The sequence below is a fragment of the Dietzia timorensis genome, from assembly GCF_001659785.1.
In the GTDB taxonomy this organism is placed as follows: Bacteria; Actinomycetota; Actinomycetes; order Mycobacteriales; family Mycobacteriaceae; genus Dietzia; species Dietzia timorensis.
Map to the genome: position 1 here is coordinate 271,622 of NZ_CP015961.1, position 24,026 is coordinate 295,647.

Sequence of the window (24,026 nt, forward strand, 5' to 3'; positions counted from 1 at the left end):
CGTCATGGGCGGATTGAACGGTGGGGTCAGCCGACCATTTCGCCCGGCGACCACAGGCCGGAACGCAGGCTCTGGCTGCGGTCGATCTGCGCGGGCACGGCATTCGGATCGAGTGGGTCGAGCCGTTGCAACGAGCCCCAGTCCCGTCCCCAATCGTGGTTGAGATACGTGGGGATGGTGACCGGCTTGGTGGTCTGCTCGATCCACAGCAGCGGGCCGCCGGCTTTCGCCGACTGCCACCAGTTCGCCATGGTCGAGGACTCGCGATCGGCGAGAATGCGGTAGCGCGGGATCTCGGCGATGCCGTCGTTGTGTACGAACGGGCGCTGGCACGGGAAGGCGAGCGCCACGATCCAGTCGGCGAGCACCGGGGTATCGCTGCCGACGATGTCCTGCAGGGTGCGCAGCGTCGGGTTTCGTGGCGGCGTGACCGCCATCCACCAATCGGGAGCGAGGTTGTTGTCGCGGGCGACGATGCGCACGACCTCGGCGTCGTCGGGAATCGACTCGAGAGGTACGCGCAGGTTGCGCCACGTCGGAGCCGGTCCGACGTCGATGAGCGGTAGCGAACCCTCGACTTCGAAGTTGGTCGGTCCCTCCGTTCCGACCTGCCCGGCGCGGCCGTACTGCACCTCGAGGTCACCTGCGGAGATCCAGCCGGCTGCCGCGACGACGAGAAGCGGGCGCAGGGGCGTGCGGCCGGGGAGTTCGTACCAGCCCGATTGGAGCCTTGCCTGCGACTGCGGACCGCGACGGTAGGAGCCGAGGACGGGAGTCTCGTCCGGATCGAGGTCGAAAGGCAGCGAGGCGGTGGAACCGTTGATCGTTTCCTCGCCCTGGCCGCCGGTCGTGCCCGCATCGACCCCGGGATCGCCGGTGGCGTCGGCTTCGAATCCACCAAGCGTAGAGCCCGAGTCGGTGTCGGTGGTGTCCACGGGGATCTCCTCGGGGATGCCGTTCGGGGCGAAGCCCGTCCGCTCGCCGGCGCCGAGGGAATTCGCCACCGAGGTGCCGACGGGCTGCAACACGCCGTCGTTCGAGTTCTCTTCGACGAGCACGGCGTCTGCGAGGGAGCACGGATTGCCCACGAGTGCCCGTGCATTGGAGCGGCCGACGGTGTAGCCGGGCGAGCGGTCGAACACGGCGACGAGCGCGGAGGCGAGGTTGGTGGCGACGAGGAGGAACGCGATCGCGGTGAACGCCGTCGCGGGGATGCCCATCCGCCGCGGGTGCGCGCGGTCGAGTGCGTTCTTCTCCGCGCCTTCGTCGGGCTGCGCGTCCGTCTTCGCGGCGGTGGAGCCGTCCGGCATGGCGACGCCGAACCACGCGGCGATCCGGCGTGCGAACCCGGGCAGGTGCAGCCACGTCGGCTTCTTCGTCGGGCGCATCCATGCGGGCCATGACTCCCGCGGCGGCAGGATCCCTGTGTGCGTGAGCAGCGCCATGATCAGGCAGATCAGCGTGATACCGAATGCGAGATAGTTGATCTGCACTCCGCCGATCGCGGGGAAGGACTCGCCGAACGGCATGCCGTAATTCGAGACGTACCACCACACGTTGTCCGTCGCGGTCGCAAGAGCTGTGACGGCGGAGATCGCGGCACCCACGAGCCATGCGTTGCGCGCCCCTCCGACGACCTTCGGCCGCAGCGACAGTACGGCGGCGACGGCCACGGCCGCGCCGATGCCCGCGAAGATGCCGAAATGGTGCGTCCACTTGGTCGGGGTGAACGCGAGCATGCCGAGCGAGCCGAGGACGATGCCGACGAGGCGGCGCGCAGGTCCCGCGGCGACTTCGGGGATCCGGCGGTGGCGCAGGAGTGCGAGCCCGACGATGCCGACCGACAGCAGCATGAGCAGCATGGGGAAGCGCCGCGACATGCCGCCGTCCTCGCCCACCGAGAGCAGCGACACCCAGCGTTCCTTCTCGCCGTACCAGGGCAGCGAGGGGCCGAGCTCGGTGCGGATCCGCGAGGCGGTCGCGACCGAGGCGAGGGTCTGGTCCGCGAACACCGTGAACAGGAGTAGGAACCCGGCGGCGAAGAACGGGCCGAGGACGGGCGCCCAGCCGAACGTCGCGGCGCGCTCGCGCATCGTCTTGAACACGATGCGGGTGCCGGCGAGGAGGATGGCGACACAGATGAGCGCCGTGGGCCCGGTGCCGATGGAGAACGCGGCGACGACCACCGCGAGATAGGCGGGTAATAGGCGTCTGGTCGCGATCGACCGCTCGATGAGGATGAACGTGACGAGCGCGCCGAGCGCGATGACGGGCTCGGGGCGCAGACCGTTGTTGAACGCCATCCAGAATGCGAGGAACACCGCCGCGCCCGCCCACTCGGGCACAGGCCACGTGCGGGCAAGGCGGCCGAAACGCGGGATCACCTCGCGGGTGAGGATCCACCATGTCGCCAGCCCGCACAGCAGCGTGGGCAGCCGCATCCACACGCTCGCGGTGGACACGTGTGTCATCAGCTTGAGGATTTCGTAGTACCAGCCGACCGGGGATTCGGGCGAGCCGAGCCAGCGGAAATAGTTCGCCATGTAGCCGCTCGGCCCGGCGCTTCGCGCCATGGTGAGCAGATAGCCGTCGTCCGAGGTATTCGCGCCGACGAGATGCCAGATACCTAGCACGCCGGCGACGATTCCGTCGAGCGGGGTGATGCCACGCCGCTGTCGCGGCATGATGCGCACGTGGTGGCGGCCGTCCTGGAGATCCAATTGGCGCAGGTAGTAGAGGGAACCGATCGTTGCGGCGACGCCCACGATCATCGCCAGCAGCTTGATGAAGGTGGGGGAGGACGAGTACCTCGAGTCGACGGTGACGTGCGCCGTCATGCTCGATAAGCCTTCGGGAGCGGTCGAGGGCGTCAGGTCGGTGAACAGGCCGACGACCTGCGGTCGCATGTCCCCGCCGAAGCGGCCCGTGATCGGCTCGCCCGCCGATTCCCCGGAGGTGGACGTGGCCTCGCCCGCATCGCCGACGACGCCGTCGGGGGTTGCGGATATGTGTACGGTGTCGCAGGACTCGGAGCGCAGCGCGTCGACGGGCACCGAGAGAAGTGTGAGGTTGCGGACGATGACCTCGAGACTCGATTGGCCGTCCGCATTGCGGCCGCGCACGACCATGAGTCCGTCCGCGGAGCGGCCCGGGGAGGACTCGGGCAATGTCGAGAGCAGGACCGTGTCCTCATCGGCCTCCGCGGCCGCGGCGCAGGGAATGTGGATGTCGAGATCGAGCGCGCGACCGGAGACCAGCGGCGCGGTGACTGAAGTGAAGTCCTCGCCTGGCGCCCAGTTGATCTCCGCGTTGTTCTGGTGCACCGGCAGCAGGCCGGAGATGAGCGCGAGGCCGGCGCCGAGGAAACCGAGCACTGCCGCGAGGACGCGCGCGTTGTACCAGCGCCCGCGTGGTGCGGTGCTGGTGGAGCGGGTTTCCGAGTCCTCGGAGCTGGCGGTGGAGCTCATTGGCAAAATCTATCTCACTTTGCTGCGCGGCCTGCCGTTTTGGGCAGCTAGTTCACTTCGATCACCGTAAATGGGCCGATATCGGTCGTGGTGAACTGGTCGCCGTCGACAGCCTCGGCTTCGATGGTCACCGTAAAGAACTCTACGTTCGGATCGCTCGGGAAGACATCGCGCGAGAGTCGCAGGGTGTAATCGTTGCCCTTGCGTTCGGCGACGAGCGCGTCCGGCGCGCGCCACTCGGTGTCGGTGATCGCCGCGTGGAGCTCTTCCGGCGTCTCGGCATCCGCCCACGATTCGATGACGGCAGAGCGCTCGCCGAAGTGGGCGAGAGGGTTCGCGTAGTGCGTCGTCACCGCCTGGTAGGCGAGGTAGTCGGTGACGGCGAAGAAGCCGGGCGCCCCCGATTCGACGACGATGTCCTCGGGCGCTTGGCCGAGCTCGCTCTGCAGGAATTCGTCGATCTCGGGGTAGTAGCGGGCCTTGTCGGCATCTTGGCGGTCGCCGCGCTCGCCATTTCCGTCGGTGTCCTCGTAGGCGTGGGTGAGCTCGGGTTCGAGCTGGGTGGGGATGTGTTGGGCGTAGGCGACGGCGCCGATCGCGGAGACGGCCGCGAGCGCCGCGACGGCGCGGACTCCGGGGGTGGAACCGATGCGGAGCTTCGAAAGCGCGCCGGCCAGCTCGAACGCGCCGAAGACGCCGGCCACCGCAAGCAGCATCGAGATGATCAGGTCCATGCGGAAGCTGAGCAGTGTGGTGCCGACGACGGAGGCGAGCAGCGAGAGGCCGACCCACGCATAGGCGCCGGCGAGGCCGAGCCCGAGGGCTGCGGCGCGGCGGGAGGTGCCCGCGCGCAGCGCAAGCCACACGACCCCCGCGAGGCACAGCAGGCCGGCGGGATCGGTGTCGAGCATGGGCAGCGGGAATTGTGCGCCCTCGGGCGGCAGGTAGTGGTTCGCCAGGCCGGAAGCGGCCGTCGATCCGGTGAGTGCGGCCCACAGATACGGCGCCCACGCGAGTAGCGCGACGATCATCGAGCCGACTCCGATGATGACGAGGCGCACGATGGGAAGGCCGGCGCCGTAGCCGCGAGGGGTGCGCCCCCAGCGCGCGAGACCAGCGCTGACGAGCGCCATGAGCACCACCGTGAGCGCGGCCCAACCGGTGTAGAGGGTGTAGAAGCACGCGGAGATGCCGAGGAACACCAGCGTTGCGGCGACGGCGAAGCGCCCCGCGCCTCCGGCGTCATGGGTGGGGGCTTGTGCGCCGGAGGCGCTGCGCGCTCCCTGTGTAGGAGCGACGGCGTGCCAGGCGAGCAGAAGCATCGGCGGCGCGAGCAGCGCGACGACGGCGCCGTACGGCTCGTGGGAGCCGTGCGTGAGCATGATCAGCGTGGTGACGGTTGCCGCGGCCGCGCCGATGTCGGTGCGCAACAGCCGCGTCCACAGGACCATCGCGAGCGCCGCGGCCACCGCGAGCGAGACGATCGCCCACGGCTTGTACGCCTCCCAGCCGTCCATGCCGAGCACGTTCGCGAAGCGCCCGCCGAGCCAGAACCAGCCCGAGGGGTAGAACGACGGCATGTCCGCATACGCCATGTCGGGCAGGCCGGCGCTCGTCGCCGAGCGGCCGAGGAATTGCGAGCGAAACTCCTGGTCGACGCTCACGCCCATGAGGTAGAGGCGCGTCGCGGACAGCGGGATCGCGAGCGTCGCGGCCACCAGGAGCGCATTGGCGGCGGGCAGGAGCAGCTTGCCCACTCGTGTTGACGCCGCCGGTCCCATTTTTCCCAGCGCCGTGCCGCTCTCGCCCCTGCGCGCGAGCCATGCGCCGGCCACGATCGCCGCGAGGGCCGCTACCTGCGCGACGACGGTGATCGCGAACAAGACGTTGGAGCTCGTGAACGCGGGGAAATCGACTCGGCCGAACACGAAGATCACGGCGAGTGCGATGATCGCCGCTACGACGACAGAGGCGACGGCGAGGGCCGCGGGCGCGAGGAGGCGGCTTCGCACGGCGGGCGTGCTCGCGGGCGTGGGGGTGGGAGTCTTGCGGGAAGTCACACAGTAGAACCTATCGGTTGAGGTGTCGGACACGCGCGAAGCGACGGTATTACGAGCAATTTGGCGGGCCGCAGCAGTGTGCCGGGCCGTTCCACGCAGAGGTCTACGCCTGCTCGTTCGCAGCGCGTGTGGGCTCGGACGCCGCCGCGTCGAGGAGGATGGCCGCCGCGGTCCGGGACTGGGCGACCGCCTCGGTGATATCGGAAATCGAGCGGAGGACCGTGGCTCCCTCGAGGAGGCACACAAGTTGAGTGGCAACGGCATCGGGCTGGGCGTACCCCTGCGCTTCTGCGAGTTCGACGAACAGTCGCAGAATCCAACGCTTTTCCGCCCGGATCACGGCGTGTGCCGGATGGTCGGGGACGGCGAGTAGCTCCCCGTGAGCGTGGACGAATGCGCAGCCTTTGGGACTGCGCTTTCGCATCCACGTATCGAGCGCGTCGAACACCGCGAGGATTCTGTCCGTGCCCGTGTGTTTTTCGATTTCCTTGCGCAACCACGCGTAGTAATCGTGGTCCCGTTCGGTCAGGTATTCGGCGACGAGGTTCGCCTTGGAGCCGTACTGGTCGTAGAGCGTTTTCTTCGTGACGCCGGCGCGTTCGGCGATGGCATCGACGCCCACGGCGTTGATGCCCTTCTCGTAGAACAACCACGCAGCGGACTCGAGAACGGCCTGCGCGGCCGGAGTTCTGGAAGGGTCTTGCTTTTTCCTAACCATACAGGTCAGTATAGAGGTGTAAACCGATCGGTTTACAAAGCTGTTCATCAGTTGTCCGAACTGGCTCGTCACGAGCATGTTCGGCCGGACCGCATCGCCGAAGCCGCGGCGGTGCGCAGGCGGACAACCGGAGCGTCCCGGTTGTCATTCGGTGGGGCGTGGACTATCCGTCCCGCCGGCGTTCAGAAAGGGAGATCACGATGCTCAAGGCAACGTGGAACGTCATCATGGAAGCTGTCCGGGGAATCGACATGGCTCACGCGATCTTCCATCGCGCCGAGGCCAGCCCACGCACCTCCGCAGCGGTGCGGACGTCCGAAGAAGGTGGAGCACGGCCTGCGGCGATCGCCTAATTCCGCTTCCGAGGGGCGCGAAGAGGTCACGCCCCTAGGGGGTCATTAGGTCCGAGTTCGATCCGGGTACGACACCGGTGTGGGCCGGGGCCTTCTGCGGTGATTGCAATTCACTGCGCTTGGGCGGAAAACCATAGGCAGGCCTACGTGTTTCCCGCCGCGCGCGGTGTTTCGTCGGGCGGACTGCACATTTCCGGCGGATGTCATAGGAATTAGGCAGGATCGGACAAAAGCGTACATCCCGGAGGCCCGAGAATGGTGCCAGATCGACTTGTCGAAATTCGCACCAGAAAGGCCCCGTGATGATCATCGTTGCCGGCCACATCACCGTCGACCCCGCAGGCCGCGAGTCCTACCTCGCCGGCTGCGTCACCATCGTCGAGCAGGGCCGCGCCGCAGCGGGCTGCCTCGACTTCGCGCTCTCCGCCGACATCGTCGACCCTGCGCGTATCAACATCTACGAGCGCTGGGACAACTGGGACAACCTGCAGGCCTTCCGCGGCTCGGGCCCCGAAGACGACCAAAGCCAACACATTCTGACGGCGGACGTCGCCGAATTCGAGACCGCCTAGGAGCGAGTCCGGCGTCGACGAAATGCCGACCGAAAGCCGCCGGACACCGCGAATCCGAGCAGCATGAAGATCGGGATTCCGACAATGCCCGCCACGGTTCCGTACATGGCTCCCCAGAATGCGGCCGAGGGGAGACTGACGGCCAGTTCGAGCAGAGCCTCTTCACCTATCAGGCCGTTGGCGAACACCGCTACAAAGCCGTAGATGCAGAGGTAGTACCAGGTGAGCGGGCCGACGACCAAGGTCCACACGAGGGTCCGCGTTGAACTTGAGCGCTTCGGCCGTGCCGATTCCACCGCAGTCCGCCCCGCGAAACGCGCCCGCAACTTCGACAGCACCAGACTCAACAGCGCGGCCGGTGGGCCGTAGAAAATGGCGAACATCGTGCCATTCATCAGCGCCGACTGGGAATCACCCAAGCGCTCCCAGAACGAGATCGTATCCGGAAGTGATGTGAGGAGCAGAGCGTCTAGGAGTACGGACACGATCCACCACGCGCCGAGCCAGAAGATCATGCCGATCCCGGCGTGCGCGGGGGCTTCGCGGCCTCCTGCGGAAGGCGAACTCTGGGGTGCGACTACAAAATTCTCATCCGGGCCGTTCGCCATTGGTGTCTCCATGCCTACTTCGCGTTTCCCATTGGGATTGCACCCCTGGGAGACGACAACACCCACCGAAGTTCCCGGAGCGGGGAAATACGGTGGGCGCGGTGGTACGCGAGATGCTTAGATCGGCAGCTTGTCGAAGATGGGGCGGGGGATCGAACGCAGCGCCATCATCACCAGCTGGAAGGCCGGCGGCGCCCAGATCAGGTCCTTGCCCTTGTCGACGGCCTGCACGACGAGGCGCCCGACGTCTTCCTTGTTCACCGTCAGCGGGGCCTCGTCGACGCCGGCGGACATGCGCGTGCGCACCTGCCCCGGCCGAACGACGAGCACCTTCGCGCCGTACTCCTTGAGCGCCACACCGAGCTTGAGGTAGAAGCCGTCGAGCCCGGCCTTCGTCGAGCCGTAGACGAAGTTCGAGCGCCGCACGCGCTCACCGGCCGCCGAGGACATGGCCACGATCTGGCCGTACCCCTGCGCCTTGAACTTCTGCCCGAGCAGCACGCCGACGGACACTGCCGCCGTGTAGTTGAGCTCGGCCGCCGTCACCGCGAGCTTCTGGTCCTGCCACAGCGTCTCGGCGTCCCCGAGCATGCCGAACGCGACGATCGCGACATCGATATCGCCTCCCACGCCCGCCGCGAAGCACTTATCGATGACGTCGGAGTGGCTGTCGAAATCCAGGGCGTCGAAGTCGACGAGCTCGACATCGGTGGCGCCGGCCGCCTTCATCTGGGCGACGGCGTCCTCACGCAGCGGGTCGTTCGGCAGAGCGGCGAGCACGATCTTCATCGGGCCCTTCTGCAGGAATTCCTCGCAGATGGCGAGACCGATCTCGGAGGTACCACCGAGGACGAGGAGGGTTTGCGGGTTTCCGACGGCGTTGATCACGAAGCTTCACGTGCCTTTCGAATGGGGTGACGGCGTGGGTGCGGGCGGTGCGGGACGGGGCGAGCCGGTCAGACGAGTTCGAGGCGGCGACCCATGTCGGACATGAACACGCCGTTCGGGTCGACGCGGCGGCGGACAGAGATCCAGTTGTCGACCTCGGGGTACATCTTGTGGAAAGTGGCGGCGGGCACGCGCGAATCCTTCGCGGTGTAAAGGCGCCCGCCCATGTCCATGACGCGACGGTCGAGGTGCGTGACGAACTCGTTGAGCCGGGAGTTGATGGGGAAGTCCACGCACACGTTCCAGCCCTCCATCGGGAACGACAGCGGCGCCTTGTTTCCCTTGCCGAAGAGCTTGAACACGTTGAGGAACGAGTAGTGCCCCGAGGACTGGATGTCGCGGATGATGTCCTTGAACCCGTCGACCTCGCCCGGCGGGACGATGAACTGGTATTGCAGGAAACCGTTGGATCCGTATGCCCTGTTCCACTCGGAGAACAAGTCGAGCATGTGGTAGAACTGCTGCAACGTTTTGATCTTGTTTCTGCTGGTCCCGCCCATGCGGTAGTAGACCTCGCCGATCGGCCCGAAGGTGTACTTGTTCGCCAGGCCGTTGGGGAAGATGTCGGGGAAGGTGATGAGCGGCTTCGCGTTCATCGCCAGCGGATCCTTCGCGAGTTTCGGCGCGAACTCCTCGAGCTGCGCGAGCGTGGCGAGGTTGCCACGCGAGATCGCCGCGCGACCGAGCTTCGGCGGGGCTGAGATCGCGTCGAACCACGCCGAGGAGTAGGTGTAGCGGTCCTCGGAGCCGTCGGTGTGCAGCGCGATCGTCTCATCGAGCGTGCTCGTCTGATCGTCGTCGGCGAGGAAGAACGCCGTCTCCGTGCGCGTCATCGCGATGGTCGCCTTGAGCACGATGCCGGTGAGTCCGTTACCGCCGACCGTCGCCCAGAAGATCGAACCGTCCGGATCGTCCGAGGTGCCCTCCGGCTCGAGCGTGAGCACCTTGCCCGAGGCGGTGAGCAGCTCCATGCGGGTGACGTGATTGCCGAAGGAGCCCGCCGAGTGATGGTTCTTGCCGTGGATGTCGTGGCCGATGGCGCCGCCGACCGTCACCTGCCGGGTGCCCGGCAGGACCGGAACCCACAGGCCGGACGGTAGCGCGGCGCGCATGAGCTGGTCGAGGTTCACGCCCGCGTCCACGACGACCTCGGCGCGCTCGGCGTCAATGAGATGAATCTTGTTGAAACGGCTGAGGTCGAGCACGACGCCGCCGGAGTTCTGGGCGCTGTCGCCGTAGGAGCGCCCCAGTCCGCGTGCGAGCACGCCGCGCGGTGCGTGGCTCAGCCCCGTCTCGCCGCCCGAGACCGCATCGGCGACCTTCTCGACGACTGCGGCGATCTCTTCGGTGCTGCGCGGAGTGAGCACGTCGCTGCGCGCCGGCGAGGTGCGCCCCCAGCCGGTAAGCCTGCGGAGTTCGCCGAGTAGAACTCCGTCGGAAGGGCCCTGCGGAGCCTGGGCGTTCGAGTGGTGGGGCGTGTTCGTAGTCATCGCTGAGCGATTTTACGCGCAAAAGCCCCGCCGGTCGTGGATCCCTCGCTAGTTACAGCTCGCCTCGAGAGGCAGATCACGCATCCGTGCGTCGATCCACTCGTACGCGGGGTCTGCTCCGGTGCCTGCCGAGACCAGGTGCTCGCCGGGCACTGGCTGATACTGCGTCTGCACCCCGGCCTCGCACCAGTTCGACACCATGCGCTTGACCGCCCAGGTCGGCACCCAGTAGTCGCCGATCGCGATCGAGGTGTTCGGCACTATCGGGGCATCGGTATCGCCCTGCCACACCTGCATCGGCTGGGTCGGGATTTCCTCAGGACGCTCCGGATTCGGACCCATGGCGTTATCGACGAGGATCTGGCGCACGTCCGCATCGCCGAGCACGTGCTTATCCATCGTCAGGTCGTCGATGGGCAGCGGGATCGCGCCCTGCCAGTGCAGCTCCTCCGAGCATGCGTTGCGCGAGGTGTAGGCGAACACGTCGCCGGCCGGGTTGAGCAGTCGGTAGAGCGCCGGGTATTCGCGGGCGACGCCGAGCACGGCGGCGCGGAAGATGCCGGCCGGTCCGAGGTAGCCGTTCATCGTCGTCATGAGCGCGCCGAAGTCGGCGGGAACGCCGCCGATCGAAGTGCCGACGAAGACGTCCTCGAGCTCCGGGGCGTAGGTTGGCTGGATTTGCGCGGCCCAGCCGGCCGCGATGGCGCCGCCGGAGAAGCCCAGCTGCGCGACCTTCGAGTCCTTCAGCGGCGCCTCATCGCCGTTCGGCGGCACGAAGGAGCGGGCGGCGCGGATCGAATCGAGCACGACGTGTCCGGCCTGCCGCCCCGCAGCGTAGGCGGCCTTCGGGCCCTGGTGGTCGGGTATGACCAAGGCGTAGCCCTGATCGAGGAATCGGGGGTCGAGCTGGGCATTCGGTGCCGTCGGCGCGATGCCCTTCGGCAGGGTCCGGCTCGGCTGGCAGGCCAGTCCGAGCGAGTCTGTTGCATAGTTGCTCGCGACGAGCGGACGCGGACCCTCGCCCTTCCATTCGGCCTTCGGTAGAACGATCGTCGCCACGGCGACCTGTGCATCCCCGTTGGTGTCGTTGCTACGGATGAGCACCTGCCACGAGGACGCGATGCGATGCAGGCCCATCGACGGAAGCTCGACCGGCCGCACATCGAGGATCGTGCCTGGCTCAGCGTCTTCATCGAATTCCAGGTCGCGGTCGTACCAGGGGTCGCCCGAGGGGTCGGGCAGGTAGCGTTCCGGGACACGTTCGGGGGCGCCGGCCGGCGTCCATGCCTCGATCGATCCCTCGTTGGCCGACCCATGCCCGACGGAACCCTCTTCGCCGGACATCGTGTTGATCGCCGACTGTGCATTCGCCGTAGCGGGAACCGCGAGCGTTCCGACAGCCACGACGGCCGCGGCACCTATCGAGAACGCGGAGCGTGTCCACCTCCTGCTGCGCGCGGATGTGTTCACGAACCGATCAGACATAGATGCCCCTAGAACCCTGGCGACGGAAAACGACGAATCTCTGGGAACAAGGCTAACCCAGCTGTGCTAAAGCTGAAAAGCATGTATGTGCGAACTCACGTACCCATTGAATTCGCCGAGCCGAGCCCCGAAGCGGCCCGGCCGAGGCGAACCGCGCGTCGAGCTGTGGCACTGTATTCAGCGTGAGTAGTACCAACGACAAGCCTGCGGACGACCGAGTCCGCGACTCGAAGATCCGCGAGATCTCGGTGCGCGAGGGCGAGCACATCAGCGTCGACGACCTTCCCGCGCCGCTCGGTCTGGGGGACCAGCTCATCCGGTTCGTGCTCGTCGGCGGTGTCTCGGCGGTCGTCGACTTCGGTATCTACCAGTTGCTCATGCATCTGTTCGGGGTGTCGTATCCGGTGGCCAAGGCGATATCCTTCGTTTTCGGCACACTCACCGCCTACGCCCTCAACAGGCGGTACACATTCCGCGCCGAACCCTCGTGGCGCAAGTTCGCGATCACCATGTCGGTGTACGGGATCATGTTCATCGTGCAGTGGGGCCTGGCCACGCTCGTCACCAAGGTGCTCCTCGACCAGGATTTGTCCTTGTGGCTCGCCACGTCCATCGGCTTCGTCATCGGCCAGGGCGTCGCGACGATCACGAACTTTATCGTGCAGCGCGCGTTCATCTTCCGTAGCTAGATCGGCGCTGCGTAGTAGCCTGTTCGTGCACGTAGACCATGAGCTTCGCGTGCCGCGGTGCCACTTTTAGGCCCCCGTGGCGTGGCACGGGCGGGCGCGGAACGAGGAGTAACGACTCAAGGTGCAGGACACACAGTCGCAGAACGAGACCGGCACGGCGGAAGGCGCCGAGCGTGGCCCCCGAGACGTGCTCATCCAGCGCACGTTCTTCGCCGGCACCCGCTCCTGGGTCAACGACCAGCTCTACACCCGCGAACACGCCGGCCGCGTCCGCCGCACCCGAGACACTCTGCACCTGGGCGCCGGCGCGCGCGTCGACACGAACACCTACTTCGGCCGTTTCGAGGCGAGCTACTGGCAGCGCTGGACCGAGCTCGATTCCGTTCGCGTCGAGGTCGCCATCGAGACCGAATCCGGCGGCGAGGTCGACGTTCTCGTGCGCGCCTCCGACATCGGCTCCCACGTCCGCACCGTCGACTTCACCCGTCACCTCGGCCCGGGCACCGCTTCGCTCACCGTTCCCGTCCCCTCGTTCTATGACGGCGGAGGCATGTGGCTCGACCTGCGCGCCTTCGACCACGACGCACGGATCACGAGCATTCGCTGGTACGCCACCACCACCCGGCCCCGCCGCCAGACCGCGATCGCCATCTGCACCTTCAACCGTGCCGACGATTGCGCCGCCACGGTCGCCGCGCTCGCCGAGGACCCAGAGGTCGTGGACCTCGTCGGCACCGTCTACCTCACCGATCAGGGCACCGATCTCGTCGAGACACGGGAGAATTTCCACCAGGCGAAAACCATCTTCGGCGACAAGCTGCGCTACATCCGCCAGGCCAACCTCGGAGGCGCGGGCGGATTCTCGCGCGGCCTGTTCGAGGCCACCAGCGCCGATTCCCTCGCCCGTGGCCCCGTCGACACGCTGCTCATGGACGACGACGTTCGCGTCGAGCCCGAATCCGTCCTTCGCCTGTTCGCCTTTGCCCAGCTCACCCGCTCGCCGATCCTCGTCGGCGCGCAGATGCTCTACCTGTTCAATCCGGACTACCTCCTCGTCTCCGGCGAGCGTTCGGACCTGTCGCAGCTCAAGGCGGGCCTCGATTCGGATGAGTGGGCGGTCCGTGACGAATCGGTCATCGACAACATCCAGGAGCGCCGCATCGATGCGGAGTACAACGCCTGGTGGTCGTGCCTCGTGCCCAGCGAGGTCACTGGCGATATCGGCCTGCCCATGCCGTATTTCTTCCAGTGGGACGACATCGAGTACGGCATCCGCGCGCGCCAGGCCGGGTATCCGACAGCGACACTCCAGGGTGCCGCGGTATGGCATGCGGACTTCTACTGGAAGGACGCCGACGACTTCGGCCAGTTCTTCTACCAGCGCAATTCGCTCATCACCGCGACGATCCGTCGCGGCATCACCCGCAAGCAGGCCATCGCCCGCCTGCGTCGCACCATCGGCCAAACCATCGCGTCGATGAGCTACGGCCTCGCCATCACGCGGATCCGCGGCATCGAGGCGTTCCTCGAAGGGCCAAGCACGCTGGATGACGGCGGGCAGCGCGCCCTCCAAGCCGTCCGCGCCGAGCGCGAGAATTATCCCGAAACCAAGAAGTTGCCGGTCGACGCCATGCCTGCCGGGGTCACCGTCGCCCGCCGTGAGGGCACTCCCGAGGACAGCGCGGAAGACAAGATCCTCGGTAAGCGGGCGGTGCAGGCGCTGCTCGGGCGCAAGCGCCCGGGGCCGGTGTCGATCCCGTTCGAGGACGCCAAATGGTGGCATGTCTCGCTGTTCGCGGACGCCTACGTCACCGACGCCTCCCAGACCGGCGTGCGACACCGCACCTTCGACAAGCAGCGTGCGATCGCGATCACCAAGGAACTCGAGGCGGTGCTGCGCCGCCTGAATTCGGAATTCGACGAGGTTGCCGACAGCTGGCGCGCCGCGCAGCCCGAACTTGCCGGACGCGAGAATTGGGAGCGCCTCTACAACAGCTGAGCGCCGTAGGAGTTCAGCTCGGCCAGGGCGCCAGGAAAGGGCGAAGGATGGGTACGAACCAGAGATCCGAGATCGAGATGAGCGCGCCGGAGATCGACGAGTTCGTCGGCTCCCAGCGCACCGCCACACTCGCCACCCTAGGCCCCGGCGGCCAGCCGCACCTGGTCGCCATGTGGTTCGGCTACCTCGACGGATACCTGTGGTTCGAAACGAAATCGAAGTCGCAGAAGGCCGTCAATATGCGCCGCGATCCGCGCGTCAGCGTGCTCATCGAGGATGGGCTCACCTACGACACCCTGCGCGGCGTCGCCTTCGAGGGGCGCGCGGAAATCACCACCGACGCCGGCGCGCTCCAGCGGCTCGGCGTCAACATCTGGGAGCGCTACTACGGCGAGTACACCGCCGAAGCGGAACCCATGGTCGCCGCGATGCTCCACAAACGCATAGCCGTGCGGGTTGACGTCGAGCGGGCGCGTTCGTGGGACCACCGCAAGCTCGGCCTGCCGCCGATGGAACCCGGCGGCAGCACCGCAGTCGGATAGCCGCGGGTAGGGCCTTACTTCCTGCGCGGGGTGATCGTGCCGTAGTCGATACCGCCGTGGCAGTACGTGGGCACGACCGGCCAGAAACGCTTCCACGGTGCGAGTTCGGTGGAGGGGAGGATCTGCAGCCAGCGCGGGTCATCCTTGCACGGGTCCGCCATGGTCTTTTCCTTGATCATCGAGTCGTACTGATCGAGCGAGTCCTCGAGCGTGTTGGCGTTGGGGCAGATCTCGCGGCCGTAGTCCTCGTGGTACTTGCGAACCCCGGGGATCTTCGAGAGCTCGGGCTGCCAATTGTCCAGGGAAATGCCGTTTTCGGAGGAGACCCACACCCCGTCCTCGGTGTTGATCACGAGAGAGTGATTGCCGTCGGTGTGGCCCGGGGTCCACAGCAGAGCGATGCCGGGGCCGAGTTCGATATCACCATCGAACAGCGCGAACTTGGACATGTCGACGCCTTCGAGGCTGCCCTCGACGTACCATGCCCACTGCATGGGGTGCAGCGACTGGAGGGTGGCCAGCTCCTTGCGGTGCACGAGCATCTTCGCGTTGCCGAACAGCGCCTCGCGTGGTTCGCTCTCGCCCTCGATCGGCGTGGATGAGCCGAGGATCATCCGCGGATCCTGCACGTGAAGGTGGTCAAATGTACAGAAATCGACGTCGTCGGGAGTCAGGCCGACCTTCGACAGCGCCTCGTCGGGCTCGTAGTAGTACTTGAGCACGAAGTTCTCTATAAGCTTTCCGCCGGGGATCCTGTCGATCATCTTTTGCAAGTTGTCGTAGAACGGCGCCTCGGCGGACCCCTCGGGCATCGTCGGCTCGAAGATGAGGGTGCGCGGTTCACCGTTCCAATCCTCGTACTGGACGACGACCATGCGGTTGATCATCGTGATGAGCGGAATGTACGGCGGACGCACGGCATCGTTGAAGGCGTAATTCACCGGGTACGGGGCGCCGGCGACGTCCACCGACTTCACCGCCGTGACGGTGCCCTGTTCCTTGAAACGCTTCTTGTACTTCTCCGCGGCGTCGCGCACAGCCGTCAGTCGATCGCCGCGCGGCCAGATGTCGTGGACCCCGTCGAATTCGGGAATGGTGCGGGCGCCGATAGCCTCGAGCGTTCCGTCGGCGCTCGTGGTGGTGGTCGCATTGGTGGCGGTCGTGGCGTGTTCAGTTGCTTGGGGCACGTGGTGACTCCTTCGTGGGCAGGACGTTATTTACCTCAACCATGCTCCCGGGATAGCCGAAAAACTTGTTCGGTGACGACAAGTTCATGTGGCGATCCCGCGGAGACGGCTTCGTTCTTACCCTGGGCCGATGCTGGTTCCCGCACCCGTGACGCCGCCGCGCAGCTCTCGCGGGGAGATGCCGTACCAGCGACGAACGGCATGGCTGAGCGCAGACTGCTCGCGGAAGCCGACGAGCGAGGCGACCTGACCGAGCGGAAGGTCGGTGGTCGTGAGGTAGCGGTAGGCGGTGTCTCTGCGCACCTCATCGAGGATGACGGCGTAGCTTGTGTCCTCCCCGGCGAGCTGGCGCTGCAGGGTTCTCGGGTGTTGCGCGAGGAGCGAGGCAACCGTGGACAGGGCGGGAGCACCCGCGTGGAGATGTTCGGCGATCGCCAGGCGGGTGCGGTGGGCAGCCGAGTGGTTCGGGTTTGAGTAGCGCGCGGAAAGGTAGTCGACCGCGGCGCTGCGGACGGAGTCGTCGGCGGTGGCAAAGGAGGTCTCGAGTACCCGGCGATCGACGCGCAGCGCAGCCGTCGGCCGGTTGAATTTGACGTCGGTGCCGAAGAACTCGGTGTAGCGGGAGACCGGAGCCATCGGTGAATGCGGGATCTCCACGGAGTGGAAGCCGGGCGCGCCCGCGAGCAACGACTCCCCGACGTGGAAGAAAACGCCGAGGCCGAGCTCGATGGCCTGTGGGGAGTACGGCGACTGCAGAACGTCCTTGCGATAGGTCAGCGCGACGACACCGCGCTGGTGCCACGGGTCCGGAGAGATCTCGACCGCGAGCACCGGGCTGTGGACGAACATGAACTCCGCCGCGTGGCGAAGCGCTTCGGCGCCGTTGGACGATGCGGCGACGGCGACGGCGATGGGGCCGAGGATGTCCAGATCCTGGTGTTCGGCGAGCCGCAGCCCGAGGTCCGGGCACTCGAGCTCTGCCGCAGCCGCATCGAGCATGAGGTCGTGTGCGGTGATGGACACGAGCCCGTCGTCGCGATCCAGCGCACCCCGGGGGATGCCGAAGCGATCGAGAAACGAACCCGGGTCCCCGCCGAGAGCGGTGATGAGTGGAGCGAACCCGCGCAGGCTGGCGGAGCGAATCAGGGGTTCCAAGGCGACGACCGTTCTCGCGGCATTTCTGACAACTGCTGCCAACGATTTTACCGGCGCCGCGACAGGGTGGCGGACAGGAAAGAGGAATGTAGCGGTCCCACGACGGTCCCCGGGCGGGTGATGATCAGGGTATGGGTAACGAGTATCCGCGGGGTCCGGTGCTGGGCACGGAGCTCCGACGTCATTTCTCCAGGTCCACGGTCGATAAGTACTACCGGCAGATATGGCCGGGCATGCACCTGCGCCGCGATGTGCGGCCGACCTTCGCCGTGCGCACGCGGGCGCTCGCGGTGCAGTATCCGGGGGCGGTGCTCGTCGGCTGGTCGGCGGCGTTGTTGTGGCGGCATCCGTGGATACCCGCCGGCGTGGTGCCGCACGCCGCTTCGGCGATGGCGCGGCGCTCGCTTCCTGGGCGCAGACATACGCGCCTGGTGCCCGCGGACTCGCGCATCCGTGAGGAGGGCGGGATGCGGATCGCCGATCCGGTGGCGACGGCCGCGGAGCTGTGCCGGACGGAGTCGTTCGTGGAGTCGATCATCGCGCTGGACGGTCTCGAGCGGGCGCAACCGGGCACGTGCACGGAGCTTGTCGGGTGCGCCGAGGAGTTCCCTCGAGCGAGATTCATCCGGCGCGTCGTCGAGGTCGTTGATGCCGCGAGCCCCTCGAGGGACGCGTCGTGGCTGCGGGCGCAGTTGCTGCAGGCCGGGATCTGCGGATTCAGGCCCGGCGAGGTGGTCAAGCTATCGCCGCCCGGTGGGAAACAGGTCGAGTGGTCGCCGTTGCTGCTGCACCGGGCATTGCGCGCGGCGATCGTCGAGGGCACCGCGCCCCGCGTGCCCGGCTGGCGGATTATTTCGGTGCCCCCGGGTTATGCGCGATGCGAGGCCGCAGCGGTCGTCGCCCGCGTGGACGAGGTGCTCTGTTCGGAGGCGCGTCCTCCGCTCAGGGCCGCCGCGGCAGTCGGGGCGATGGCGGGAAAAGACCCGCGCATCGCGCCCGCCACCGGCAGCCGTGCTGCGACGCTCGAGTCGAGCTTCTGGCTCGACTAGGCCTACTGGGCTTACTAGGCCTCGGCTTCCTTCGGGTTCTCGCCGTACTTCATCCGGTAGGCGACGTGATCCATGTAGGTGCGGATCTCCTCGGTCTCCTCGCCCTCGTGGAGCTTTTCGTGAGCCTCCCGCATGAGCTTCTCGTGCGTGTGCGCGGCCTCTTCGTCGCCCTCGTCGTGGAGCACTTCCTTGGCGTGCTTGAGCACCGAGTTCTGGCGCGTCTTGCGCTGCCCGACAGGGGTGTACAGCGAGGTCACCACGACGATGACGATGACGAGAACGATGACTGCGAGCGACAGCTCCGTCGGGATCTCCCATACGTCCACGTGCTCGCCGCCGTTGATGAACGGCAGGTTGTTCTCGTGCAGAGCGTGGATGATGAGCTTGACGCCGATGAACGCGAGGATGACCGAGAGCCCGTAGGACAGGAACACGAGGCGGTCGAGGAGGCCGTCGAGAAGGAAGTACAGCTGGCGAAGGCCGAGAAGCGAGAAGGTGACGGCGGTGAAGACGATGAACACGTCCTGGGTGATGCCGAAGATCGCCGGGATCGAGTCAAAGGCGAACATGATGTCCGTACCGCCGATGGCCACCATGACGAGTAGCATCGGAGTCATGACCCGCTTGCCATTTTCGACGGTGAACAGCCTGTCGCCGTCGTAATGGTCCGTCGAGGGGATGACCTTCTTGGCCACGCGCACGGCGATATTGTCCGCATCGTCGTCGCTGTCATCGGTGATGAGCCGGCCCGCGGTCCAGATGAGGAACAGGCCGAAGATGTAGAACAGCACGGCGAAGCGTTCGAGCGCTGCGGCGCCGATGAAGATGAAGGCCGTGCGCGCGATGAGGGAGAAGACGATGCCGAACAGCAGCACTTTCTGCTGATCCGCGCGCGGAACCTTGAAGCTGGCGATGACCAGTAGGAAGACGAAGAGATTATCGACGCTCAGCGCCTTCTCGGTGAGGTAGCCCGCGAAGTATTCGACGCCCATCTGCTGGCCGCCGAAGATCCACACGACCACGCCGAACAAAATGGCGATTCCCACGTAGATCGACGACCACACCGCCGCTTCCTTGAGCGTGGGAATGTGGGCCTTCCGGACATGGAAGAAATAGTCGAACAAGAGTAGGCCCACGATCAGGGCTACCGTCAGAATCCAAACAGTGGTGGACATCGAATCCTCTCAAACACGTGAGAGCACATTTTATCGGACGCAACAGAATTGGTGTGTTTGCCCAGCGTCGGTTCGCCAAACGCGGTTTCGGAGGCGGTTCCCGTGCATCGGCGCGGCGTGAACTTCACGCCGGGAAAACCCGACGTGCCATAATGAACCGAATACGAAGAACGCCCCGGACCATGCGTTCACATTGATCCGCCACGGGGGAGAGGACGTGGAATGAGCGAAGTTCAGCTGAGCGCTGCTCGTTCCCGCGCCGCCTCCGTCGGCGACGGGGGTAGCTCGCCGGAGACCGACTACGCCGGATCCGGATACGCCCATTCGAAGGCGATCCTGCTGGGGGAACATTCTGTCGTCTACGGCGCCCCCGCGATCGCGATCCCGGTCGAGGCTCTCGGCGTGCAGGCGTGGGTCAACCCGCGCGCTGAGGGGCTGTACCTCGAAAGCGATCTGTACACCGGCGACCAGTGCGACACCGAGCACCAGACCGGCCCCGTTCGCGCGGCGGTCGCCGCGGCGCTCGAGGCGACCGGACAGCCCGGCGCGGGCCTGAGCGTGCGTCTGCACTCCACGATCCCGTTCGCCCGCGGGCTCGGTTCCAGCGCGGCGGTCGGCGCGGCGATCGGGCGCGCGATCGGCTCGATGGCCGGGCGCACACTAGACCCGGAACAGCTCAATACGATCATCCAGGCGGCCGAGACAGTGGCGCACGGCAAACCGAGTGGGCTCGACGCGCGCACCGTGGTCGCCGATAGCCCGATCCGCTTCCAGAGTGGGGAGGTTTCGGCGATCTCCGTCGGCGGCGAGTTCGACTTCGTCATCGCCGATACCGGGGTCACCGGCAGCACCGCGGAGGCCGTGGATTCGGTGCGCGTGCAGCGCGAGGCGGAACGCGGTCGGGTCGAGGGCATCCTCGCGCAGCTCGCCGAGCACGCCGATGCCGCGGTCGCGGACCTCGCCTCCGGCGCGAAAAGCGCGCTGGGGGAGAAAATGTCCACCGTGCACGGGCTCCTCGCGTCGATCCGGGTGAGCTCCCCGCTACTCGATTCCCTCGTCGCAGAAGCCAACGCTGCCGGCGCGCTGGGGGCGAAGCTCACCGGTGGCGGGCTCGGCGGGTGCATCATGGCGCTCGCGTCGTCCGGAGCCCACGCGCAGCAGATCCGCGACGCCCTGTACCGTGCGGGCGCCGTACACACGTGGCATACGAAGGTGGTTCCGTAGATGAGTAACGGCGTCGGCATCGCTCGCGCATATCCGAACATGGCCCTGGTCAAGTACTGGGGCAAGCGCGACGAGGCGATGATGCTGCCCGCCGCGGGCAGTATCTCGATGACCTTCGACACCTACGCCACCACGACGCGCGTAGAACTCGACCCAACCGCGCAATCGGACACCGTGGAGCTCAACGGGCAGGTCGCCGGCGGCGACGCCGCGGCGCGAGTGGTCGCTTTTCTCGACATCGTGCGTGAGATGGCCGGCTCGCAGTCCCGGGCGCACACCGTCACGGTCAACGAGGCGCCTACCGCTGCGGGGCTCGCGTCCTCCGCGTCCGGGTTCTCCGCGCTGGCCGTTGCCGCCTCGCGTGCCTACGGACTCGATCTCGACCAGGCCGCGCTGAGCCGGCTTGCGCGGCGCGGTTCGGGCTCCGCCGCCCGTTCGGTGGTCGATGGCATGGCCATCTGGCACGCCGGTGACACCGACGTCGAGTCCTTCGCCGAGCCCATCGACGCCCCCGATATGCGGCTCGTCATCGTCACCGTAAACGCAGCGCAGAAGGCGGTCTCGAGCCGCGAGGCGATGCGTCGCACCGCCGCGACCTCCCCGTTCTACGGCGAATGGGTCACGTGCACCGAGGAAACCCTCGAACGCATGGTCGCCGCGTGCGCCTCGGGCGGGGTCGACGAGATCGGCCGCATCGCCGAGACCCACGCCCTGCGTATGCACGCCGTGATCCAGTCGTGCGACCCGCCGATCCGCTACCTGTCCCCGCGCAGCCACGAGATCTTCGACGCCGTCGCCGCGCTCCGCGACGCCGGGACCACCGCGTGGGCGACCGCCGATGCCGGCCCCAACGTCGCCGTGCTCACGACCCCGGCCGAGGCCGACGCGGTCGCGGGCGCGCTCGCCGATCTCGGGACGGTCCGCGTCGTCGGGCCCGGCCACGGCGCCCGTGCCATCGACGAAGAGACGGCGCGCGCCGCCTTCGACGCCGCCCGCAGCGGGACATGAGCCAGGTCGCAGCCTCTGCGCCCGGCAAGCTCTACATCGCCGGCGAGTACGCCGTGGTCGAGCCCGGCCATCCGGCGATCCTCGTCGCCGTCGACCGCTTCGTCACCGTCTCCGTCGACTTCGCACCCCAACTACACCCCGCCGATGACGCCGGAGGCCGCATCTTCTCGGACCGCTACCCCTCGGGTTCCAGGGACTATGCGCGAGCATCGGGCCGTATCGTCCCGGAGAATGGCGAGCTCGACTACGTGATCAGTGCGCTGGCCACAGTCGACGAGCTCCGCGCGGCCGAAGGCATAGATCCGCGCGCGTTCGACCTCCACATCACCAGCACGCTCGACGAGGCCGACGGTCGCAAGTACGGCCTCGGGTCCTCGGGTGCCGTCGCCGTAGCGACGGTCGACGCGGCGGCGCAGGCCTGCGGGCTGGAGCTGGACCGCCGCGACATTTTCCAGGCCGCTCTGCTCGCGACGATCGCGGTGTCCCCGAACGCCTCGGGCGGCGATATCGCCGCGTCGACGTACGGCGGCTGGGTGCGGTACGTCTCGCCGGATCGCGCGGTCCTCCGTCAGCAAGCGGCCGAACACGGGGCGGCGTGGACGCTGCGACATGGCGAGTGGGGGAGCTGCGAGGTGCTCCCGCTCGGGGCGCCCGCGGGACTGGACTTGCACGTCGGCTGGACGGGCGCGCCCGCATCGACGAACGCGCTGGTCGCGCACGTGCGGCGCGGTGATTCGCGGGCGGCGGACGAGTACGCGCGGTTCCTGGCGGCGAACTCTACGTCGGTCGAAGCGCTCACCGCCGCGTGGACCCGGGACCCCGGCCGCGTGTGCGAGGGGATCGGCGAGGTGCGGCGGCAGCTCCGGCGCCTCGGAGAGGCGGCCGGCGCGGAACTGGAGACCCCGTTGCTGGCGACGCTGTGCGAGGTCGCCGAGGAGCACGGCGCGGCTGCCAAGTTCGCGGGCGCGGGCGGCGGCGACTGCGGGGTCGCGCTCGCCGGCCCGGGCGTAGACGCCGCGGCGATGCGCTCCGCGTGGGAACGTGCCGGCGTGCGCGCGCTGGACCTCCGGCCGACAGAACCGACGACGACAGGTGGTGTGTAGGCGATGGCGGATCAACACTCCGGCAAGCATCAGGTAGACGGGCCCGAGCCGCGGCGCGAGCGCAAGGACGACCACCTGCGCCTCGCCGCCGAGCAGTGGACCGGACCGGGCGCAGGCGGCGCACGGCGCAACGAGTTCGACGACCTCGAATTCGTCCACGACGCCCTCGGCGGCGTCTCCACCTCGGACGTGAACCTCGCCGCTCGCGTCGGAGAGTGGACGTGGGCCACGCCGTTCTACATCAACGGGATGACAGGCGGCACCGACCGCTCGACGGAGATCAACACCCAACTCGCCATCGCGGCGCGCGAGACGGGGCTCACCATGGCGTGCGGATCGATGTCGATCGCGCTCGAAGACGAGGAGGCGGCGCGCGGCTTCGCCGTGCTGCGCCGCGAGAACCCGGACGGCTTCCTGCTCGCCAACATCGGCGCCGGGCGGAGCGCGGACGACGCCGCGCGCGTTGTCGACCTGATCTCCGCCGACGCGCTTCAGCTGCACGTCAACGCCGTGCAGGAGACCGTGATGCCCGAAGGTTCGCGCGATTTCTCGACGTGGCTGAGCGGTGTCGCCGAGATCGTGCGGCGCAGCGAGGTACCTGTCGTGGTCAAGGAGGTCGGGTTCGGGCTGTCGCGCCGGGCGTTGGCGCGGCTCGCCGAGGTCGGCGTGGAGATCGCTGACGTCGGAGGCCGCGGCGGCACCGACTTCCTCGCCATCGAGAACGCCAGACGATCCGCCCGCGACTACGCCTTCCTCACCGGGTTCGGGCAGTCGGCGGCAGCCTGTCTGCTCGACGCCGGGGTGGCCGGCGCCGCTACGGGCGTAGAGTCCGCGCGGCCGGCGACGATCCTGGCGTCCGGGGGCGTGCGTAACCCGCTGGACGTCGCGAAGGCGTTGGCGCTGGGAGCGAGCGCGGTGGGCGTTGCCGGGGTCTTCCTCGACGCGATCCTCGAGGGCGGCGAAGACGCGCTCTCCGACGTCATAAAGCGGTGGCAGGCGCAGTTGCGGGAGCTGTGTGGGCTACTGGGTGCCGCAGACATCGGCGCGCTGCGCGATGCGGACGTTCTCGTGCGCGGGCGGCTGCGAGAGCACTGCGAGCTTCGCGGCGTAGACGCCGCCGCGCTGGCCAGACGTAGCGGTTAACGTCGGCGCGCGACGCGGCGCGGGCGGCGGTGGGTCGGGCAAACCCCGGGC

20 protein-coding genes are annotated in these 24,026 nt (G+C 67.4%); 10 read left to right on the top strand and 10 right to left on the bottom strand.

Going from position 1 to position 24,026, the window contains the following annotated elements:
* Positions 1-26: 26 nt before the first annotated feature.
* The 3 genes from BJL86_RS01210 to BJL86_RS17490 all read right to left on the bottom strand — a co-directional run bounded on the left by BJL86_RS01210 (position 27) and on the right by BJL86_RS17490 (position 6,245).
* The gene (locus BJL86_RS01210) at positions 27-3,467 is read right to left on the bottom strand and encodes an arabinosyltransferase domain-containing protein (RefSeq protein WP_082908318.1); all 3,441 of its coding nucleotides are present in this window, start codon (positions 3,465-3,467) and stop codon (positions 27-29) included.
* 47 nt (positions 3,468-3,514) lie between these two features.
* Positions 3,515-5,527: an arabinofuranosyltransferase gene (locus BJL86_RS01215; protein ID WP_231887102.1), complete on the bottom strand. Its 2,013-nt coding sequence runs from the start codon at positions 5,525-5,527 to the stop codon at positions 3,515-3,517.
* A gap of 103 nt (positions 5,528-5,630) precedes the next feature.
* A complete protein-coding gene (locus BJL86_RS17490; protein WP_067471540.1) occupies positions 5,631-6,245 on the bottom strand; it encodes a TetR/AcrR family transcriptional regulator in 615 nt (204 codons plus the stop codon).
* Positions 6,246-6,445: 200 nt separating this feature from the next.
* On the opposite strand from BJL86_RS17490, the gene BJL86_RS01225 reads away from it, so the two are divergent.
* Both BJL86_RS01225 and BJL86_RS01230 read left to right on the top strand, forming a co-directional pair.
* A complete protein-coding gene (locus BJL86_RS01225; RefSeq protein ID WP_156515191.1) occupies positions 6,446-6,598 on the top strand; it encodes a hypothetical protein in 153 nt (50 codons plus the stop codon).
* A gap of 302 nt (positions 6,599-6,900) precedes the next feature.
* The gene (locus BJL86_RS01230) at positions 6,901-7,170 is read left to right on the top strand and encodes a putative quinol monooxygenase (RefSeq protein ID WP_067471538.1); all 270 of its coding nucleotides are present in this window, start codon (positions 6,901-6,903) and stop codon (positions 7,168-7,170) included.
* On the opposite strand, the gene BJL86_RS01235 is transcribed toward BJL86_RS01230, so the two are convergent.
* The 4 genes from BJL86_RS01235 to BJL86_RS01250 all read right to left on the bottom strand — a co-directional run bounded on the left by BJL86_RS01235 (position 7,167) and on the right by BJL86_RS01250 (position 11,701).
* The gene (locus BJL86_RS01235) at positions 7,167-7,778 is read right to left on the bottom strand and encodes a hypothetical protein (RefSeq protein ID WP_067471536.1); all 612 of its coding nucleotides are present in this window, start codon (positions 7,776-7,778) and stop codon (positions 7,167-7,169) included. The two genes, BJL86_RS01230 and BJL86_RS01235, sit on opposite strands and share 4 nt — an antisense overlap.
* A gap of 117 nt (positions 7,779-7,895) precedes the next feature.
* Positions 7,896-8,666, bottom strand: a complete 771-nt coding sequence (locus tag BJL86_RS01240; protein WP_067471535.1) for a decaprenylphospho-beta-D-erythro-pentofuranosid-2-ulose 2-reductase — start codon at positions 8,664-8,666, stop codon at positions 7,896-7,898.
* A 68-nt stretch (positions 8,667-8,734) separates the two neighbouring features.
* A complete protein-coding gene (locus tag BJL86_RS01245) occupies positions 8,735-10,216 on the bottom strand; it encodes an FAD-binding oxidoreductase (RefSeq protein WP_067471531.1) in 1,482 nt (493 codons plus the stop codon).
* Positions 10,217-10,264: 48 nt separating this feature from the next.
* Positions 10,265-11,701 (bottom strand): lipase family protein, encoded by a 1,437-nt coding sequence (locus BJL86_RS01250; RefSeq protein ID WP_156515190.1) that lies wholly within the window; start codon positions 11,699-11,701, stop codon positions 10,265-10,267.
* 182 nt (positions 11,702-11,883) lie between these two features.
* Between BJL86_RS01250 and BJL86_RS01255 the strand changes: the two genes are divergently transcribed.
* From BJL86_RS01255 to BJL86_RS01265, 3 genes are all read left to right on the top strand, one after another.
* Positions 11,884-12,390 (top strand): GtrA family protein, encoded by a 507-nt coding sequence (locus BJL86_RS01255; RefSeq protein WP_075844764.1) that lies wholly within the window; start codon positions 11,884-11,886, stop codon positions 12,388-12,390.
* Positions 12,391-12,511: 121 nt separating this feature from the next.
* On the top strand, positions 12,512-14,389 hold the full coding sequence (locus tag BJL86_RS01260) for a glycosyltransferase (protein ID WP_067471525.1): 1,878 nt from the start codon (positions 12,512-12,514) through the stop codon (positions 14,387-14,389).
* A gap of 47 nt (positions 14,390-14,436) precedes the next feature.
* A complete protein-coding gene (locus BJL86_RS01265) occupies positions 14,437-14,931 on the top strand; it encodes a pyridoxamine 5'-phosphate oxidase family protein (protein WP_067471522.1) in 495 nt (164 codons plus the stop codon).
* Positions 14,932-14,945: 14 nt separating this feature from the next.
* Here BJL86_RS01265 and BJL86_RS01270 read toward each other — a convergent pair whose 3' ends face one another.
* Positions 14,946-16,118, bottom strand: a complete 1,173-nt coding sequence (locus BJL86_RS01270) for an MBL fold metallo-hydrolase (protein ID WP_082908317.1) — start codon at positions 16,116-16,118, stop codon at positions 14,946-14,948.
* Between the two features lie 117 nt (positions 16,119-16,235).
* The gene (locus BJL86_RS01275; protein WP_082908316.1) at positions 16,236-17,273 is read right to left on the bottom strand and encodes an AraC family transcriptional regulator; all 1,038 of its coding nucleotides are present in this window, start codon (positions 17,271-17,273) and stop codon (positions 16,236-16,238) included.
* Between the two features lie 131 nt (positions 17,274-17,404).
* Here BJL86_RS01275 and BJL86_RS01280 point away from each other — a divergent pair, with 131 nt between their 5' ends.
* On the top strand, positions 17,405-18,322 hold the full coding sequence (locus BJL86_RS01280; protein ID WP_156515189.1) for a hypothetical protein: 918 nt from the start codon (positions 17,405-17,407) through the stop codon (positions 18,320-18,322).
* Positions 18,323-18,336: 14 nt separating this feature from the next.
* On the opposite strand, the gene BJL86_RS01285 is transcribed toward BJL86_RS01280, so the two are convergent.
* Positions 18,337-19,497, bottom strand: coding sequence for a TerC family protein (locus BJL86_RS01285; protein ID WP_067471516.1), 1,161 nt, complete (start codon positions 19,495-19,497; stop codon positions 18,337-18,339).
* Positions 19,498-19,719: 222 nt separating this feature from the next.
* On the opposite strand from BJL86_RS01285, the gene mvk reads away from it, so the two are divergent.
* The 4 genes from mvk to fni are packed head-to-tail and all read left to right on the top strand — an operon-like array spanning position 19,720 to position 23,975.
* On the top strand, positions 19,720-20,721 hold the full coding sequence (gene mvk, locus BJL86_RS01290) for a mevalonate kinase (protein WP_083657604.1): 1,002 nt from the start codon (positions 19,720-19,722) through the stop codon (positions 20,719-20,721).
* Positions 20,722-21,729: a diphosphomevalonate decarboxylase gene (gene mvaD / locus BJL86_RS01295; RefSeq protein WP_075844766.1), complete on the top strand. Its 1,008-nt coding sequence runs from the start codon at positions 20,722-20,724 to the stop codon at positions 21,727-21,729. It begins immediately after the preceding gene.
* Positions 21,726-22,832, top strand: coding sequence for a phosphomevalonate kinase (locus tag BJL86_RS01300; RefSeq protein ID WP_075844767.1), 1,107 nt, complete (start codon positions 21,726-21,728; stop codon positions 22,830-22,832). Before mvaD ends, BJL86_RS01300 begins: the two co-directional genes overlap by 4 nt.
* A 3-nt stretch (positions 22,833-22,835) precedes the next feature.
* Complete coding sequence (gene fni, locus BJL86_RS01305) at positions 22,836-23,975, top strand: type 2 isopentenyl-diphosphate Delta-isomerase (protein ID WP_075844768.1); 1,140 nt, start codon at positions 22,836-22,838, stop codon at positions 23,973-23,975.
* Positions 23,976-24,026: the final 51 nt, after the last annotated feature.

Bases quoted from the DNA above. Each gene is read 5' to 3' on its own strand.
- BJL86_RS01300 (WP_075844767.1), top strand. From the start codon at position 21,726: ATGAGCCAGGTCGCAGCCTCTGCGCCCGGCAAGCTCTACATCGCCGGC.
- BJL86_RS01245 (WP_067471531.1), bottom strand. From the start codon at position 10,216: ATGACTACGAACACGCCCCACCACTCGAACGCCCAGGCTCCGCAGGGC.
- BJL86_RS01225 (WP_156515191.1), top strand. From the start codon at position 6,446: ATGCTCAAGGCAACGTGGAACGTCATCATGGAAGCTGTCCGGGGAATC.
- BJL86_RS01265 (WP_067471522.1), top strand. From the start codon at position 14,437: ATGGGTACGAACCAGAGATCCGAGATCGAGATGAGCGCGCCGGAGATC.
- BJL86_RS01235 (WP_067471536.1), bottom strand. From the start codon at position 7,778: ATGGCGAACGGCCCGGATGAGAATTTTGTAGTCGCACCCCAGAGTTCG.
- BJL86_RS01250 (WP_156515190.1), bottom strand. From the start codon at position 11,701: ATGTCTGATCGGTTCGTGAACACATCCGCGCGCAGCAGGAGGTGGACA.
- BJL86_RS01210 (WP_082908318.1), bottom strand. From the start codon at position 3,467: ATGAGCTCCACCGCCAGCTCCGAGGACTCGGAAACCCGCTCCACCAGC.
- fni (WP_075844768.1), top strand. From the start codon at position 22,836: ATGGCGGATCAACACTCCGGCAAGCATCAGGTAGACGGGCCCGAGCCG.
- mvk (WP_083657604.1), top strand. From the start codon at position 19,720: ATGAGCGAAGTTCAGCTGAGCGCTGCTCGTTCCCGCGCCGCCTCCGTC.
- BJL86_RS17490 (WP_067471540.1), bottom strand. From the start codon at position 6,245: ATGGTTAGGAAAAAGCAAGACCCTTCCAGAACTCCGGCCGCGCAGGCC.
- BJL86_RS01230 (WP_067471538.1), top strand. From the start codon at position 6,901: ATGATCATCGTTGCCGGCCACATCACCGTCGACCCCGCAGGCCGCGAG.
- mvaD (WP_075844766.1), top strand. From the start codon at position 20,722: ATGAGTAACGGCGTCGGCATCGCTCGCGCATATCCGAACATGGCCCTG.
- BJL86_RS01280 (WP_156515189.1), top strand. From the start codon at position 17,405: ATGGGTAACGAGTATCCGCGGGGTCCGGTGCTGGGCACGGAGCTCCGA.
- BJL86_RS01285 (WP_067471516.1), bottom strand. From the start codon at position 19,497: ATGTCCACCACTGTTTGGATTCTGACGGTAGCCCTGATCGTGGGCCTA.